The sequence below is a fragment of the Sulfurimonas sp. genome (assembly GCF_026991475.1).
Classification (GTDB): domain Bacteria; phylum Campylobacterota; class Campylobacteria; order Campylobacterales; family Sulfurimonadaceae; genus Sulfurimonas.
Genome location: NZ_JALXBK010000094.1, coordinates 22,395 through 38,425, shown reverse-complemented (window position 1 = coordinate 38,425; position 16,031 = coordinate 22,395). Strand labels below are relative to the sequence as shown.

Here is a 16,031-nt window from a genome sequence, read left to right as displayed (position 1 = left end):
GGATTTGTTTTAATAAATGAATTAATTAAAGAGTGCCTCTAGTGCATCAACACCATCTTTTTTCTCTTGAATCTCACCATCTTCATTTGTTACAGAGTCATTTTCTACAAGCTCTATCTGCATTCCTGTTAGCATAGATGCAAGACGAATATTTATACCACTTTTTCCAATTGCTTTTGACTTTTGGTCTGCTGGAAGGGTAATGATGGCTTTTTCATTTTCACCCTCTTCATTTTTTACAATCTCTACATGAGAGATAATGGCAGGACTCATGGTACGTGAGACAAAAAGTTCAGGAATATTTGTGTATTCAATACAGTCGATGTTTTCGCCTATTAGCTCTTCACTCACTGCGTTTATACGTACACCTTTTACACCAACAGTAGCACCAACTGCATCAACTTGAGGATGTGTGCTCAGGAGGGCAATTTTTGCACGCTCGCCTGGAATACGTGCTGCTTTTTCGATGATAACAGAACCCTCTGCTATTTCAGGTACTTCAAGTGCTAAAAGTGCTTCTAAAAATTTAGGAGAAGTTCTGGAGAGTTCTATTTGCATACCATTCTCTTTGTCCATATTGACACGGCGAACTACTGCCTTAATATGGTCACCAACTTCAAAAATTTCACCTTTTATACGACTCTTCATCGGTAGTACAGCACGAATTTCATCAACTTCTATATAAGTGTTGTTTTTAGAATCCACACGTGTTACTCGTCCACTTACAAGTGTGCCTATTTTTGATTTGTATTTGTTGAATATTTCATCTTCAACAAGACGTTGAATATGGTACTCAATTTCACGGTGCAAACCAGAAGCTGCAGTACGTCCATAATCTTCTAAATCATGATCAATTTGAAGCTGATCTCCAAGCTCTACCTGATCATCATACTCTCTAGCTTCTGTAATAGAGATATATGCAGGAGCTAGCTCTTCATCTTCAAGTTTTGCATCATCATCTGCTACGACTGTAATCGTCTGAACGATTTTAAGATTTTTTGTATCTTCATCAACATAGGCCTCAAAAGCGAGGTTGTGTCCAATAACTCTTTTTGCAGTCTGTACAAACGCAACTTTAAGTGCTTCCATCACTTTTTCTGGTTGTAGACCTTTTTCATGTCCAATTGCTTCAGCAATATCTAAAATTTTTTCCATAATGTATAGTTTCCTTTTTTTGAAGAAATCTGACAATGATAATAATGTTGTGGGGATTTCTTACGAAGTGTGTAATTATACCTAAAAAAGTGATAAAAATATAGAGTAGCTCTTTAACCCTATTTTTATTAGTTTTTTACTATAATGCAAGACTTTTAATATATTAAATGAGGAAATGAAATGGATTTAAAATTTGCCAGAACTGATTTAGATGCAAAACCTAAAAAGGTTGACTTGAGCAAGCTAGATGCAGAAGTAGAAAAAAACGATAGTATAATATTTTATTTTGATAAAGATAATTCACATAAAGATCTGCTTGCTTTGCAAGATCATTATGAAGCTATGGGTAAAAGTTTTTATATGAGTGAAGTGAAGTACGGACTAGCCGATAATGACTATATGTACCAAGTTCACATAATGAGCTAAAGAGAAGTTATGAGTAAAAAGTTATTTATTGAAACTTTAGGGTGTGCTATGAATAGTCGTGATTCTGAGCATATGATAGCACAGCTTCGTGAAAAAGAGGGCTATGAAACAACTCAGACACTAGAAGAAGCCGACCTTATTTTGATAAATACCTGCTCAGTAAGAGAACGCCCCGTGCATAAGCTCTTCTCAGAGCTTGGCGGCTTTAACAAAAAGAAAAAACCATCGGCTAAGATTGGTGTATGTGGTTGTACAGCTTCACATCTTGGTGAAGAGATTATTAAACGCGCTCCTTATGTAAACTTTGTATTAGGTGCAAGAAATGTCTCTAAAATTAGTGAAGTTTTACATAAAGATAAAGCAGTAGAGATAGATATAAACTATGATGAGAGTGAATTTGCTTTTGATGATTTTCGCTCATCTGCATATAAAGCTTTTATAAATATCTCTATTGGATGTGATAAAAAGTGTACATTTTGTATTGTTCCAAAGACACGAGGGGATGAGATTTCCATTCCTGATGATTTGATTATTAATGAAGCAAAAAGAGCTGTTGGCAAGGGTGCAAAAGAGCTCTTTTTACTTGGACAAAATGTCAATAATTACGGTCGCCGTTTCTCATCAGATAAACATGAAAAGGTGAACTTTACAGAGTTATTGCGTCGTCTTTCAAAGATTGAAGGCTTAGAACGAATTCGTTTTACCTCTCCACATCCTTTTCATATGGATGATGAGTTTATTGAAGAGTTTGCACACAATCCAAAAATCTGTAAGTCTATGCATATGCCGCTACAAAGTGGCTCTACAAAAGTGCTTAAAGAGATGAAACGTGGTTATACAAAAGAGTGGTTTTTAAATCGTGTTGCAAAACTGCGTTCAGTCTGTCCTGAGGTAAGTATTTCAACAGACATCATCGTCGCATTTCCAGGTGAGAGTGATGCAGACTTTGCTGAGACCATTGATGTTATGAAACAGGTGAAGTTTGACCAAATTTTCTCTTTTAAATACTCTCCTCGTCCTGAGACAGAAGCACAACACTTTACAAATGTTGTAGATGAAGAAGTCGCATCTGATAGACTTAGCTACCTGCAGTCACTCCATAATGAGATTATGGACGAGAAAAACGCAACACTTATGGGGAATGTTTACCGAGTATATTTTGAAGATTTACATAGAGATGGCTATGTCGCTGGTCGAAGTGATAATAATCTTGTCTTAAAAGTAAAAGGTTCAGAAGAACTTTTAGGAGAATTTAGAGATGTTAAAGTCACTGCTATTGGCAGAACAATTTTAACAGGCGAAGTAGTTGCTTAAAAAAGTCAGCCGCGCTCTTGCTCTTATATTTGTCCCTTTTATTGGCTCTTTGCTGATACGCTTTCTTTACTACACAAACAAAAAAGTTTTTCATGCACCGCAAAAAATAACTGATGAGAGTGTTATTTTTGCCTGTTGGCATGGAGAGCTTTTAATGCTTCCTTATCTTTACAAACATTACAGACAAAAACCGCATGCAAAAGTACTTATTTCTAACCATTTTGATGGAGAACTTATTTCACGTACCATTAAGTATTTTGGACTTGGTACTTTAGCGGGTTCTACTAATCGAAACGCAGCAAGGGTTCTTATTCAAGCAATTAAGACTATAAAAGAGGGGTACGACATTGGAATTACACCCGATGGACCAAAAGGACCTCGCCATGAAGTTGCAGATGGTATAATAGTAATGGCGCAAAAAGCGGGTGCTAAAATAGTCTTAGTTGAGATAAAACCAACAAAATTTTGGCAGTTACACTCTTGGGATAAATTTATAATTCCCAAACCATTTGGAGTTTTGCACTATTATGCTTCATCAGAACTCGATGTGAGTTCTATGGAACTCGATGTTGCACGAGAAATGATACAAAAAGGATTGTTGGCTCATGAATAGTAAATACTTTTTTCCAATTACTGCGTTAATCCTTGTTCTTATAATGGTTATTTACTTTCTATCTCATCCCTCTTATGAAAAATCTCTTGAAGCAAAATACTACTATGAAACTGGTCAATATAATAAAGCATATAAGAGTGCAAATGAAGCTTTTTCTATGGATTTGTACAATCGAATGGCAGCTACAGTAATGGCACAGTCAAAAACCGCTCTTAAATATGTGAAGTATATTGATGAGGCAAAAAAATATATGCTTGATATTAATGAGATTGCCAATAAAACAACTATTTCAGATGCTGATAGAGCAAAAATAAAGATGATGAGTGAGATAGTAGTGGACTCTTATACGAAATTAGCTCCGAGTGTTATGACCAATAAATCTTTGGTTAATGAAGCACGAAAATATCATGATAATTTTGAGAAATTGCTTGAGAAAGTTAATAGATAATAAAAGAGTAGATTTTTTGGATTATCTCAAAGATGTGAGAGGTTATTCTGATTTGACACTTAAAAGTTATGATGAAGCACTCCGTGAAGCATTTACCTTTATAGAAATAGCAGAAGAGGATGGACGCGAAATATTTAATCTTATGCCCTATAGACATCACATAGCAGCATTAAATGCTAAAACAATCAGTAAAAAATTGAGTGCAGTACGCAGTTTTACAACATATCTTAATGAGAATGGTATGAGGATTTTACTTAAAGGCGATGCCAGTATAAAAGTAGCCAAAACACTGCCTAAGCCTATTTCACATGAACATATTTTAGAGGCTTTGCAAGAGGCTGATTTATTTGAACGGGTTGTTGTTTTGATGCTTTATACTTTTGGTCTGCGTATTTCTGAACTTTCTCATATCGCGTTGCAAGATATTTCTTTGGAGTGGCTAAGAGTGACAGGTAAAGGAAATAAACAACGAGATATACCAATGTTACCCTCCACAAAAAAGATTCTTGATGAGTATTTGGCCGTTTATTCTCCAAAAAGATTTCTTTTTGAGAAAAAAGGCGAAAAATTAAGCGAAAATAGTTTAAGATATGTGATTACTAAAGTCTTTAGGCGCATTGGCTTGCAGGTAACACCTCACCAGTTGCGCCACTCTTATGCAACTTCACTTCTAAATGGTGGAGCGCCCATAACAGATGTCAGTGAATTGTTGGGTCATTCATCTATGGCAACAACACAAATATATACAAAATTAGGTAGTGCATTGAAACAACAAAATTATAACAAAGCACATCCTCTTTGTGGCGGAGAGAAGTAGTGCTTGGCAAAATATTTGAAGCTATATATTTAAAGATATTTGTAAATATTGTCCCAAAACGTTTTAGTACTGTTGTATATATTGAAAAACATTCAAGGAAGGGTCTTTTAAGTAGTCTTGAAAAGGAGTTTGAAACTCTGGAATGTGATGAAAATATGTATGAATTTATAACTGCTCATACTTCTGAATCTCCTTACTCATATATTTCTGTTTTAGATATGTCACACTCACAAGGCGCTCTACCTACCTGCTCAAAAGAGAGAATGAAATTTTACGCAAACATTGATAATGGCGAGTATAAATGTACGAACAACTGGGCATACTATACTGAAAAAGAGAATCTTTTAGTGATTAAAAAACGCTATGCTGCTGTAGGTGTTGATTATATTTTTTCACCTTTTACTCTTTTAGCTTATTTTTTTAAAGATAAAATAGATAGTAAATTAGCAATGTATATTCTCGTTCAAGAAAATTTTTTATCTTTAGCTATTTTTGAAAATTCTCAACTTCTTTACGCACATCATTTAGATATGATGACAAAAGATGATTTTGATGGAATTAGTTTGGAAGAGGAACACGAAAATAGTGATCTGCTTTTAGCTGATGATGGAGCTATCGAGCTTGATGATATATCTGCAATAGATGACGAAAATGCAGAGTTGGAAGATTTTGCAAATATTGAAGATTTAGATTCTTTAGAGGATATAGATGAATTTTCAGACTCTAAAGATATAGAAGAAGAGTTGCTAGAGTCGACTGATGCTCTTGAAGAGGCCGATGATAATAAGTTTAATGAAGATTATCAGCGTTTTACACTTATTCAAGGTTCTGTGGGACAATTTTATAAAGATGCACGCTTTGAGAGCAGGTTTGTAGAAAATGTCTATGTAGCTGATTCCGTTGGAGTGACTAATGATTTTAAAAAGTATCTTGAAGAGGAGATGTTTTTTAATGTCTATATACGACGAACAGACTTGGCTCTTGAGCTGTGTGAGCTTGCAAAAAGAGAGTTAAAATTATGAAATACAGCTACATACAAGCACGCAAAAAAACGCCTTTTACAGAAGAAGTACAGCTTGTAATTGCATTTTTTTCTATCACAATTATTATGCTATTTACAACATATATTTTTCTTCTTTATAAAGATTATAATTTTCAAAAAGATAAAAATCATATTTTATCAACACAGGTGGAACTTAAAAAAAGTATTGTTGATATGAAAAAGAAGATAGCATTTGTTCAAAGGCAAGAGGCATTGGGAATGAAAATTTATACACAAAATAGCGTTTTAAAAGATTCAATAGCAAACCTGTTTGACCTTGTACCACAAAGAATTACGCTCTCTCAAGCAAAACTCCTAAAAAATGGACTTATTTTATATGGAATAACACCTAATAAAGATGTTTATAATTTTATGCTTCAAGCACCACTACGTTCAATATTTCAAGAGACTTACAGTAGTTTTTATCCTACAAAAAATGGTTGGTTGCGTTTTGTCTCTACAAACTATATGAAAGATGATTTTAGTAGTGAGGTGGGTTCTGATGAAAATTAATATCTCTCGCCATTATCTCTATATTTTACTCTCATCATTGTTTCTTTTTTTATTCGTGTTACTTTTTTCTTTTCTTGTTCTTATTCCAAAAGGGAAGCAGTATAGAGAGGAGCGCATGGAGCTTCAAAAAAGTAGTGCTAAGTTACAAAAATATCAAAATTATCATGATAAGGTTTATGATACCTTGAAAAACTTGCAGAGTAAAAATAGACATATTATTACTGCGTTTGAGAATAAGTTTGATGCAAAAAGATTTCAAAAAGAGCATAAAAATTACTTCTCATCTCTGCATCTTGCAAAAATTTCAAAGTCAGGTCAAGAGGATGGGTTTGATGTTTATGAGGTTAATACAACTTCAAGTATAGCTTCTCCTAAAAATTTCTATAATTTCTTAGATGCTATTAATAAAAGTGACTGGATAATAGGCGTTAATTTTCCTATTACATTTAAACGCAAAGGGGATTCTATAGCCTCTTCATTTACAATGAAAGTTTATTGCAATAAAGAAGATACCAATGCAACTGCCTCTGTATCAAAAGCCAAATAGCCTCTGAGTTTTGGATCTATTTTTAAAATACGCATCTGCTCTTTGAATTTTTTATCCATTTTCTCATTTTTTACAAAGGGCGCAATAAACACAAACTCCTTGTAAAACACAACAACATATTTACGTCCTATAACAAGAGAACTCTCCTCTTTTAAGAGTAGTCGTTCTGCAGCTGTAATGATATGCCCTTGTGATTTAAGGTATTTATCTATAGTATAAATATCGTTGCGTTTGGAGTGGGTAGTTTGAAAATAGGTAAGCTGATTGCAGGTGTGTATCTCCTGCGTTTGGATGAGTGTTGCAACATCTTCATCCATATAAGCAAAACTGCGTTTAATTCCCTCTTTATACTCTGCTAAAAGTGGTGTTGTATGGAGTTTACGGAAGCTATTGCGTTTGTACTTTGCATCGCTGTTGCTCTCATCTTCAAAATATTGTATATTTTTTTTATGCAGATACTCTAAGAGGTCAGATTTATCAACTTGCAGCAGTGGACGATAAAGCGTATAACTGCTGCGTTTAGCAATGCTCTGCATTCCTGTGAGTTCTGCACAACCTGCACCTTTACAAAACTGCATCAACATCCACTCAAATCTATCGCCTAAGTGGTGTGCGGTGAGCAGAGCAGTGTAGTTGTGTTCTTGTATAAGTTTTTCAAAAAAGTCGTAGCGCACCTTGCGGGCATTTGCTTCAAAGTTTGACTCTATATTTTCGGCATTATGTACAAAACATTTCAAATCGTACTTTTTTGCAAGCTCTTTAGCATAAGCGACTTCTTCTTTACTTTGCAAACGCAGCCCATAATCAATGATGGCAATGTCAAAGGAGATGTTATTTTCAAGTAGAAGAAAAAATAGGGCGGTGGAGTCTCCTCCGGCAGAGAATGCCAGAAGATTTTTACTGCGTTTGAGTGCTTCTTTATTCTGCAACATTATCAACAGTCGCTGTAAGGATGTTACCTACAAGCTCCGTGATTTTTGCGTTATAGATTTTACCAAACTCTAAATCTGTATCTACACTTCTGTCATTTACATAGATTTCGCCGTCTATTTCTGGTGCCCACAGCAACTCTCTTGCACTCAAGAGATACTCATGCTCATCACTTTCACCATCTATGACTATTTGGCGCATTTGACCTACCTCTTTTTGGAGTGATTTTTTTGTAGCCTCAGCAACGATATTTCCTAAAATTTCTGCACGCTCCGCTTTTACTTCATCGGAGATTTTATTTTCCATTTCATAAGCAGAAGTTGTCTCTTCATCGGAGTATGCAAAAACATTGACACGGTCAAAGCCAAAGTTTGCGGCAAATTCACACATCTCATCAAACATCTCCTGCGTTTCATGTGGATGCCCTACTATGAAACTTGTACGCACAAATGAGTTTGGAAGTGAACGCATAAAGTCCAATAACTCCAAAGTCTTCTCTTTACCAAATCCACGCTTCATAATACGCAGCATATCATCATTGACATGTTGTATAGGCATATCAAAATAGTTGTGAAAGATTTTACTTTTTGCAATGTTTTTAAGCAGCGACATAGTTGTCGTAGATGGGTATAGGTAGAGAATCCTTGCTGATTTTACACCTTCAATGAGCTCTATTCGTTGCATTAAAAGACTTAGACCATCTTTGACATTTTGGTCACGAAGAAATGAAGAGGAGTCTTGAGAAACAAAAGAGAAGTCCCAGTAGCCTTTTGCTACGAGTGATTCGACCTCTTTTGCGATGGAGTCTAAATTACGCGAGTGGAGTTTTCCTTTAAATGATGGAATGGCACAAAAGCTACAAGTCTGGTTACACCCCTCACTCAGTTTAATGTAGGCGTGATAAGTTGAACCGGTAACAACACGCTCTGCCCCATCTATGAGGTAAACTTCATCAGAAAAACGGCTCTTTTTTTCTTGTAATAGTTCATCTATTCTCTCATAATCACCCACGCCTGTAAAGATGTCTACTTCTGGAATCTGCTCCATAAGCTCCTCTTGATAACGCTCACTCAGACATCCCGCCATCACAAGCAAAGAGTCCTCTTTTCGTGCTTCATGCAAAGAGAGAACAGTGTTAAGAGACTCCTCTTTTGCTGCATCAATAAATCCGCAGGTGTTTACGATGATAACATCCGCATCTTCGTTGTTGTCAGTGAGTTCAAAGTTTTTTAGTCTGCCCATCATCACTTCAGTATCTACCAGATTTTTTGTACAGCCGAGTGAGACTATATGGAGTTTGTTGCTCATAGTTTTTCTTCTTTAAATGTTTTTGTAATTATAGCGTATAATGTCGTTATGAAAATATATGACATAATTATTTTGGGAGCAGGGGCTTCAGGCTTGATGTGTGCTGCAAATTTGAGTAAAAAAAAGAGTGTAGCCATTATTGATGTGAATGAAAAGCCTGCAAAAAAGCTTAAGATCTCTGGTGGTGGAAAGTGTAACATCACAAATGCAAGTGTAAAGTTGGAGAATTTTGATGGTGAGAGCGAGCTTATAGCAAAAGTATTGAAAAAGTTTTCACGCGATAAGCTGCTTGAGTGGTTGGAGAGAAACCGAGTAGAATTGGAGCTGCGAAAGGGGCGATACTACTTCTGTAAACACAGTGCGGATGATATTATAGAGCTACTTAAACGCAGTGCGAAACACTCTGAACTCATCTTAAACCATAAAGTAATCTCTGTGAGAAAAGATAATGATATTTTTACTGTTGCAACTGATAAAGGAGCTATGCAGGCGAAAAAAGTAGTTGTGGCAACAGGTGGAGAGAGTTTTAAAAGTATAGGTGCAAGCCGTATTGGACTTGAAATAGCAAAAAGTTTTGGACTCAATGTTAAAGAGTTTACCCCTGCACTTGTGGGACTCACGCTGCAAAAAGAGCAGTTTTGGATGAAAGAACTGAGTGGTTTGAGCTGTTATGTGCAGATAAAAGTAGAAGATAGAGTAATAGATGAGGAGATGCTCTTTGCTCATAAAGGCATAAGCGGTCCTGCTGTGCTTTCGGCTTCACTTTACTGGAAAAAAGGGGAGATAAGCATAGATTTTTTACCAAATAAGAGCGTCCTAGAGCTTACAAAGGCAAGTAAAAAGCTTATAAGCTCTGTATTGCCTCTGCCGAAGCGACTTGCAAAAGCACTTCTAAACGCAGTAGGGTGCAAAGATAAAGAGTGCAATAAACTTACAAAAGAGGAAAAAGCTTTACTGAATAATCTGCATAATTATACCTTTGCTCCTGCTGGAAACTTTGGCTTTACAAAGGCAGAAGTGAGCCGTGGCGGTGTTTTAGCAGAGGAGTTGGATTTTGCAACGCTTGAGGCAAAAAAAGTAAAAAATCTTTACTTCATAGGGGAAGTTGTAGATGTGACAGGTGAGCTTGGTGGATATAATTTTCAGTGGGCATTTTCGAGTGGATACTGTTGTGCTAAATCTATAAATTAAATTAATAGCTCCATTGGTCGATTTAACTTTAATGGTTTTAATTTGTAATTTATAAATATTCAAGTACAATAGTAGTATTTCTTAATTGTGATTGTAAAAAAGGGGAAGGTATATGAATTTACTAAGATTAACGGTTGTAGCACTGGTTACTCTACTAATGTTGAGTGGGTGTCAAGGAAATAATAGTGACACTCCAAATAGTGGTGCGAATAGTAACGAAAATGTTGTGGAGAGTAATGTTACAAACCCTGCAGTGACAGTTGTCTTACCAGTTTCAAGTACAGTTCTTACTACAAATAGTCAGGTTGTTACTATTGATGTACGTGTGTTTGATAGTGCAAATAACCCCTACTCCGAAGGAGAAGTAAAACTTATAAATTCTCCAGATGTACGACAAGGCAGAGATGTCGGTACGTTTGATAAATATGCATCAAAATTGACTAATGGTGTTGCAACTTTTACATATACTGCTCCAAAAGATTTAAGTGCTGATACATCTAATATCTATTTTGGCTTTTATCATGATTCTGACCCATCTAATATTAAACAGTATACGATGTCAATTGTCCCTGAAACAAATCAGACAATAGTTTCAAGTTATAAGCTTGTTTCTAGTAATGGTGAAAATGTTAAGTTGGCTTTAAACGCAACAAAGGCTATATCTTATAATGTAGAAGATTCAAATAACAATAAAGTTGCTGACGATGATATAATTTCATTAACAGTTAGCTCTTTAAACCCTGGTCTAGCAACACTTTCAGATAGTTATGGAAATGAAAATTTAAGTACACTCACTGTAACAGATAAAAATAGAATTACAGTTAACGTGAATACTAATACAAAATCTGGTCTTATTCCATTAAAGGTAGAAGCTCACTTTTTCGATGCTAATCACGAGGAAAAAGATCTTATTAAAATATATAGTGTGGTTGTTTTGTCAGGTCCACCAACTGCGTTTAGTCTTTCATATGCAGGTACATCACAAGATAAGGAACATGCTAAATTTATTGATCATTGGGTACTTACAGCAACAGATAAATATAGTAATCTTATTAATACAAAACCTACTATTTCTACAGGTATGATTACAGGCTATGTCCAAAGTGGTGCATCGACAGCAACTAACAGTATGAATTATCTTTACTCTATTCCACCAAGAGGCGGAAGTATTGAAAATGCAACGCCAAATGATATATTTCATACCTCCGAAAACTTTTTTTCAAATGTGGATCCTGAACATGATTATTTGGTAACATTTGGAAATGGATATACCTATGATGCTTCAGGAAAATGGGATATTAACAAAAGTAGTAATGGTGATACTGACCTACTATTAATTGAAAATTATTATGGAAAGAATGTGTCAAAATTAGGTTTTGCAGTGGGAAATAACTATAGACAAGATACTTGTCAATTTGGGGAAGAATGGGTAGGTAATGTTTATCCAAAAAATAATAATTATATTTTAGATGAGAATGCAAGTACAGTTTTGGATATGGAATATGATTATTATCTTACTGGTAAGTCAGTTATATTTTGGATAAATTTAATAGGTTCTGCTAATGGGAAAGATACAAGAGTTGGAGAAGCGCGTAAGATATTATTGCGTGGTATGGGATTTAAAGATATAACAAAAAGTATTCCTGCTGGAACTACTGATGCAACATACTTCATTCCTATTTCATTGAAAAATACTTCTGAATGGTATAGAAATGGTAACTTCAGGGCAGAGATAGTTACGACTGATAATATTGTATATAAAAAAGCTATATTTCATGGACAAGTTGGTACTTGTGATAACCTTGCACTTAGTCGACATGGTGGTGCCTATGTTGAATTGGAAGATGTAAATGAAACACAAAAAAAAGCGGGTAGTATAACAATTACAGATATTATTGTTGTAGACGAATTTTAAAAGGTGAAGATAATGATAAAAAATAGATTAGGTAAGGCTCTTGTTGCAGCCGCGATGTTAAGTAGTGCTGCAATGGCAGATACGGTAATTTACCCAGATTATTCACTTATTGGAATTGAGGGTGGGATGACGAGTATTAATAGTGATGTTGATACTGCTACTATGAGTGATTCAGTAAACAAAACTGTTCAAAATATCGGTATAAAAATTGGTGCAGAGTCTTATAACTATAGAATATTCTTAACAGCAGATTATTATACTAATCCAGATAGCTCTTATGATTACATAGGAACATATGGTGGAGAGTTGGATTATCTTTTAAATGTATCTACTAAAATGAATCTTTATATTGGGCTAAATGCAGGTATTGCAAATATGAAATTTAAAGCACCAAATGAGACAACTAAGCGATTGATTTCAAATCCATATTATGGAGCTGATGCAGGACTTAATTTTCATGCAAGTAAACTTATTGACTTAGAAGTGGGAGCACGACTTATGATGCTTGACGCTACAAATACAAAAGATAATGTGACTTATACATTTAATAATTTTATTACAGGGTATGCAAGTATTATCTTTAAATATGAAATGCATTAGGCTTTTTTCTTAGCCTTTTTGCGTTATAAAAAGATGTAAATACCCATAGTAGTGTAAGAGTTTGATATTTTTAGCAACATCAAGATTTTGTTGTTCACTGAGGAGAAACTCTTTCAGTTCTTTATCATCTAAATCTCCCAAATATACGTAATTACTGTGCTGTTCACAATGTAGTTTTATTAGTTTGTAGCTTGGTGTAACTGTTTTTGATATCCATATTTTCATATTTAGATTATAGCATACAAGAGGTAGTATTTGAAAAATTCAATAGATAAAACTATTTTTTTACTTTTATTCTCTTGGCAACTTCTTTTTGCAGGTATGACTGCGTTTGAGATCAAACCTAGCTCAATGAAAGAGAGCAGCTATGAAAAAATTAAAATTCTTGATAGCAAGCGTCTGAAATTTGATGATATTTCTGGTGTGAAAATTAGCGAATTATCTGGACTTGCATATAAAAATGGTTACCTCTATGCAGTGAGCGACAAGGGCTATCTTGTTGTTTTTCGGCTGCTTATAAAGCATAATAAAATTATTAAGTTAACATTTGTTCATAAGTATAAATTGCGTAAAAAATACTCTAAAATTCATCATCATGACTCTGAAGGTTTGGCTTTAAAAGGAGATGATTTACTCATTTCATTTGAGGGGAAAGAGAGGGTGAATCTTTTCACACCTGAAGGTGTTAAAATAAAAAAGATACACATAAATAAAGCCTTACAAAATTTAGAGCTATATAAGAGTAAAAACAAAGGACTTGAAGCTGTAGCTTACAATAAAAAGTACGGTATCATTACAGCACCTGAAGAGCCTTTGAAAAATGTTGATAAAAAATACCATAGACTCTATTCAAATACAAATATTTATAAGTTTCAAGCATATGGGAATATTACAGGTCTTGAGTTTATAGATGAAAATAATATAGTTGTACTTCTTCGTAGCTATCACTATTTTTTGCCAAGACGATATACTGCACTTGTAAAAGTAGATCTCTCCTCTTGCAATAAAAATCATCTCTGTAAAAGTGAATTACTCGCTGCGTTTGACTCAAATAAAGGGTGGAATATAGACAACTTTGAGGGTGTGACAAAAGTAGGAAAAAATAGATTTATAATGGTGAGTGATGACAATAACAATATGTTTCAAAAAACACTTTTAGTGCTTTTTGAAATTAAGGAAGATTAAGCGTTTATTTCGTTTTTGATGACTTTTGCAAGCTCGCTGCATTGTGCTATTTTTTGGCTTAATGATAGCTTTTCGTTTAAAAGGATGTTTATAAAAGCACTTCCAACGATGACACCATCAGCCCCTTTTACCTTCTCTTTTGCGGTCTTTTCATTAACTCCAAAACCGACATATACGGGTGTTTGTGTATATTTTTTTATAGAAGCTAAAAATGGCTGTAAATCTTCTGCCACTCCTGCTCCTGTTATGCCAGTGTAAGCTACCATATAGATGAATTTCTGTGCATCGCTTACAAGCTCTTCTATTCGTTTTTCAGAGTCAGTAGGTGCTACAAAAGAGATATTTGCAATACTATTTGCAGCAAAAAGCTCTTTATAGAGTTTTGCCTCTTCATGCGGTACATCAGGAATAATAAGCCCATTTACTCCAAGCTCTTTTGCAAGTGGCAGTAATTTATGCAGATCTTGTTGGTAGAAGCTGTTAAAGTAACCCATCCAGAGGGTGTCCACTTTTGGTGCTACGACTTTTGAAATTTCCAAAAGGTCTTTAAATTTAAAACCAAGTTCCAGTGCCTTATGGTTTGCATCTTCAATGGCAGGACCATCTGCTACTGGGTCAGAGAAAGGAACACCGAGTTCGAGAGTGTCAACACCATTCTCTCCAAGAGAGAGTGCCAAATCAACACTAAAAGATTTTTCTGGGTATCCAGAGGTTATATATGCTACGAGTTTTTTCATTATTTATCCAAATCGGGAGTTTTAAGTAGGGAAAATTTTATTTTACTAAGTTCGCTGTCTTGTTTAAGATCATCTTGCCAGATGGCAAACATATCACTTATTTGTAAAAGCCAATCAACTGTTTCTTGATTAATCGAGGTGCTGTTATTGCGTAAATCTTCAAGTGCATCTTCGACAAATGATGCCAGTTTATTCATAGGTAGTATTTGCAAGTATCCAGAAGCTGATTTTATATTGTGAAATACACGAAAAAGTTCATTAATACTTCTCTTGTACATATTAGGTTTTGTTAGGTCAATAATCATCACTTCCATGCTTTCAACCATCATAGAGTAGTGGTCTAAAAACTCATCAACGATTTCATAATCAAAGTTTGTTTCTAAATCACTGCGTATACCCATTAAACAATTCCCCTTATAATAGAAGTCTATTACCAAATTATAGCAATTTTTAGTTAAAATACTTTTATTAAACTACAAAGAGTTTTCAAATGAGCAAAAAATTAACAATATCTTCCATAAAACAGGCTAAAGGTGTAAAATCATTAGTCATGATTACGGCTTACGATGCGCTGTTTTCTAAACTTGTCAGCGAAAGTGCAGATATGATTTTGGTAGGCGATAGCCTTAACATGAGTTTTGCAGGTAAGAGTGATACCATCTCTGCAACTTTAGAGCAGATGATTTACCACACAAACGCAGTATGTATGGGCGCACCAAATAGTTTTGTTATATGTGATATGCCTTTTGGTACTTACATTGACAAAGAGAGAGCACTGGACAATGCTATAAAAATTTTTCAACAAACGCAGGCTGATTGTGTAAAAATAGAGGGTGGTCAAGACAAAGCTGATATTATTGCACATTTGAGTGCAAATGGCATTGCTGTATGTGGGCATATAGGACTGCTTCCCCAGTCTGTTCGCAGTGAAGGCGGATATAAGGTCAAGGGGAAGACGGAAGAGCAAAGAGAGTCTATCATTGCTGATGCAAAAGCAGTAGAAAAAGCGGGTGCGTTTTGTATGGTGATAGAGGGAACAAAAGCAGATGTTGCAAAAGAGGTCGCAGAGGCAGTGAGTATCCCTGTTATTGGCATAGGTGCAGGGGCTGATGTTGATGGTCAGGTACTTGTTTTTTCAGATATGCTAGGACTTTTTGAAGCGTTCACACCAAAGTTTGTAAAAAAATATTTGGATGGTGCAACTTTGGTGAAAAATGCAGTTAAAGAGTATGCTGATGAAGTTGCAACAAAAGCATTTCCAGCTGAGGAACATACATATTAATGGGTGAA

Annotated in this window: 19 protein-coding genes; 13 read left to right on the top strand and 6 right to left on the bottom strand. The window is 35.0% G+C overall.

The features are described 5' to 3' along the window. Positions 1–21: 21 nt before the first annotated feature. Complete coding sequence (nusA, locus tag MV589_RS07915; RefSeq protein WP_297433639.1) at positions 22–1,155, bottom strand: transcription termination factor NusA; 1,134 nt, start codon at positions 1,153–1,155, stop codon at positions 22–24. Positions 1,156–1,335: 180 nt separating this feature from the next. Between nusA and MV589_RS07910 the strand changes: the two genes are divergently transcribed. Genes MV589_RS07910 through MV589_RS07875 form a run of 8 tightly spaced genes read left to right on the top strand, consistent with a single transcriptional unit; the run spans position 1,336 to position 6,875 of the window. Next, positions 1,336–1,581 carry an HP0268 family nuclease gene (locus tag MV589_RS07910; RefSeq protein WP_297433637.1) on the top strand — a complete coding sequence of 82 codons (246 nt, stop codon included), beginning with the start codon at positions 1,336–1,338 and terminating at the stop codon, positions 1,579–1,581. Positions 1,582–1,590: 9 nt separating this feature from the next. Next, positions 1,591–2,895, top strand: coding sequence for a tRNA (N6-isopentenyl adenosine(37)-C2)-methylthiotransferase MiaB (gene miaB / locus MV589_RS07905; protein WP_297433635.1), 1,305 nt, complete (start codon positions 1,591–1,593; stop codon positions 2,893–2,895). Beyond that, complete coding sequence (locus tag MV589_RS07900) at positions 2,888–3,508, top strand: lysophospholipid acyltransferase family protein (protein WP_297433633.1); 621 nt, start codon at positions 2,888–2,890, stop codon at positions 3,506–3,508. Before miaB ends, MV589_RS07900 begins: the two co-directional genes overlap by 8 nt. Beyond that, positions 3,501–3,956, top strand: coding sequence for a hypothetical protein (locus MV589_RS07895; RefSeq protein WP_297433632.1), 456 nt, complete (start codon positions 3,501–3,503; stop codon positions 3,954–3,956). The genes MV589_RS07900 and MV589_RS07895 overlap by 8 nt, the downstream gene beginning before the upstream one ends. Next, positions 3,937–4,773: a tyrosine-type recombinase/integrase gene (locus tag MV589_RS07890; RefSeq protein WP_297433630.1), complete on the top strand. Its 837-nt coding sequence runs from the start codon at positions 3,937–3,939 to the stop codon at positions 4,771–4,773. The genes MV589_RS07895 and MV589_RS07890 overlap by 20 nt, the downstream gene beginning before the upstream one ends. After that, entirely contained in the window at positions 4,773–5,795 is a 1,023-nt protein-coding gene (locus tag MV589_RS07885; protein ID WP_297433628.1) for a DUF8341 domain-containing protein, read from the top strand. Before MV589_RS07890 ends, MV589_RS07885 begins: the two co-directional genes overlap by 1 nt. Continuing rightward, a complete protein-coding gene (locus MV589_RS07880) occupies positions 5,792–6,328 on the top strand; it encodes a hypothetical protein (RefSeq protein ID WP_297433626.1) in 537 nt (178 codons plus the stop codon). Before MV589_RS07885 ends, MV589_RS07880 begins: the two co-directional genes overlap by 4 nt. Then, complete coding sequence (locus tag MV589_RS07875) at positions 6,318–6,875, top strand: hypothetical protein (protein WP_297433624.1); 558 nt, start codon at positions 6,318–6,320, stop codon at positions 6,873–6,875. The genes MV589_RS07880 and MV589_RS07875 overlap by 11 nt, the downstream gene beginning before the upstream one ends. On the opposite strand, the gene tilS is transcribed toward MV589_RS07875, so the two are convergent. Continuing rightward, positions 6,821–7,807: a tRNA lysidine(34) synthetase TilS gene (tilS, locus tag MV589_RS07870; RefSeq protein ID WP_297433622.1), complete on the bottom strand. Its 987-nt coding sequence runs from the start codon at positions 7,805–7,807 to the stop codon at positions 6,821–6,823. The genes MV589_RS07875 and tilS overlap by 55 nt on opposite strands. Continuing rightward, positions 7,794–9,113 (bottom strand): 30S ribosomal protein S12 methylthiotransferase RimO, encoded by a 1,320-nt coding sequence (gene rimO, locus MV589_RS07865; RefSeq protein WP_297433620.1) that lies wholly within the window; start codon positions 9,111–9,113, stop codon positions 7,794–7,796. The genes tilS and rimO overlap by 14 nt, the downstream gene beginning before the upstream one ends. Here rimO and MV589_RS07860 point away from each other — a divergent pair. The 3 genes from MV589_RS07860 (at position 9,096) to MV589_RS07850 (ending at position 12,819) form a co-directional block, all read left to right on the top strand. Next, the gene (locus MV589_RS07860; RefSeq protein WP_367271584.1) at positions 9,096–10,304 is read left to right on the top strand and encodes a BaiN/RdsA family NAD(P)/FAD-dependent oxidoreductase; all 1,209 of its coding nucleotides are present in this window, start codon (positions 9,096–9,098) and stop codon (positions 10,302–10,304) included. The two genes, rimO and MV589_RS07860, sit on opposite strands and share 18 nt — an antisense overlap. A gap of 112 nt (positions 10,305–10,416) precedes the next feature. Next, positions 10,417–12,219, top strand: coding sequence for a hypothetical protein (locus tag MV589_RS07855; RefSeq protein WP_297433618.1), 1,803 nt, complete (start codon positions 10,417–10,419; stop codon positions 12,217–12,219). A gap of 12 nt (positions 12,220–12,231) precedes the next feature. Continuing rightward, on the top strand, positions 12,232–12,819 hold the full coding sequence (locus MV589_RS07850; protein ID WP_297433616.1) for a hypothetical protein: 588 nt from the start codon (positions 12,232–12,234) through the stop codon (positions 12,817–12,819). A gap of 9 nt (positions 12,820–12,828) precedes the next feature. Here the strand turns inward: MV589_RS07850 and MV589_RS07845 are convergent, their stop codons facing one another. Beyond that, positions 12,829–13,044 carry a hypothetical protein gene (locus tag MV589_RS07845; RefSeq protein ID WP_297433614.1) on the bottom strand — a complete coding sequence of 72 codons (216 nt, stop codon included), beginning with the start codon at positions 13,042–13,044 and terminating at the stop codon, positions 12,829–12,831. Positions 13,045–13,074: 30 nt separating this feature from the next. On the opposite strand from MV589_RS07845, the gene MV589_RS07840 reads away from it, so the two are divergent. Then, positions 13,075–14,004 carry an esterase-like activity of phytase family protein gene (locus tag MV589_RS07840; RefSeq protein WP_297433612.1) on the top strand — a complete coding sequence of 310 codons (930 nt, stop codon included), beginning with the start codon at positions 13,075–13,077 and terminating at the stop codon, positions 14,002–14,004. Here the strand turns inward: MV589_RS07840 and trpA are convergent. Next, on the bottom strand, positions 14,001–14,741 hold the full coding sequence (gene trpA / locus MV589_RS07835) for a tryptophan synthase subunit alpha (protein WP_297433610.1): 741 nt from the start codon (positions 14,739–14,741) through the stop codon (positions 14,001–14,003). The two genes, MV589_RS07840 and trpA, sit on opposite strands and share 4 nt — an antisense overlap. Further along, positions 14,741–15,142 (bottom strand): Hpt domain-containing protein, encoded by a 402-nt coding sequence (locus tag MV589_RS07830; protein WP_297433608.1) that lies wholly within the window; start codon positions 15,140–15,142, stop codon positions 14,741–14,743. Before MV589_RS07830 ends, trpA begins: the two co-directional genes overlap by 1 nt. Positions 15,143–15,231: 89 nt before the next feature. Here MV589_RS07830 and panB point away from each other — a divergent pair, with 89 nt between their 5' ends. Next, positions 15,232–16,023 (top strand): 3-methyl-2-oxobutanoate hydroxymethyltransferase, encoded by a 792-nt coding sequence (gene panB, locus MV589_RS07825; protein ID WP_297433606.1) that lies wholly within the window; start codon positions 15,232–15,234, stop codon positions 16,021–16,023. Positions 16,024–16,031 lie beyond the last annotated feature (8 nt).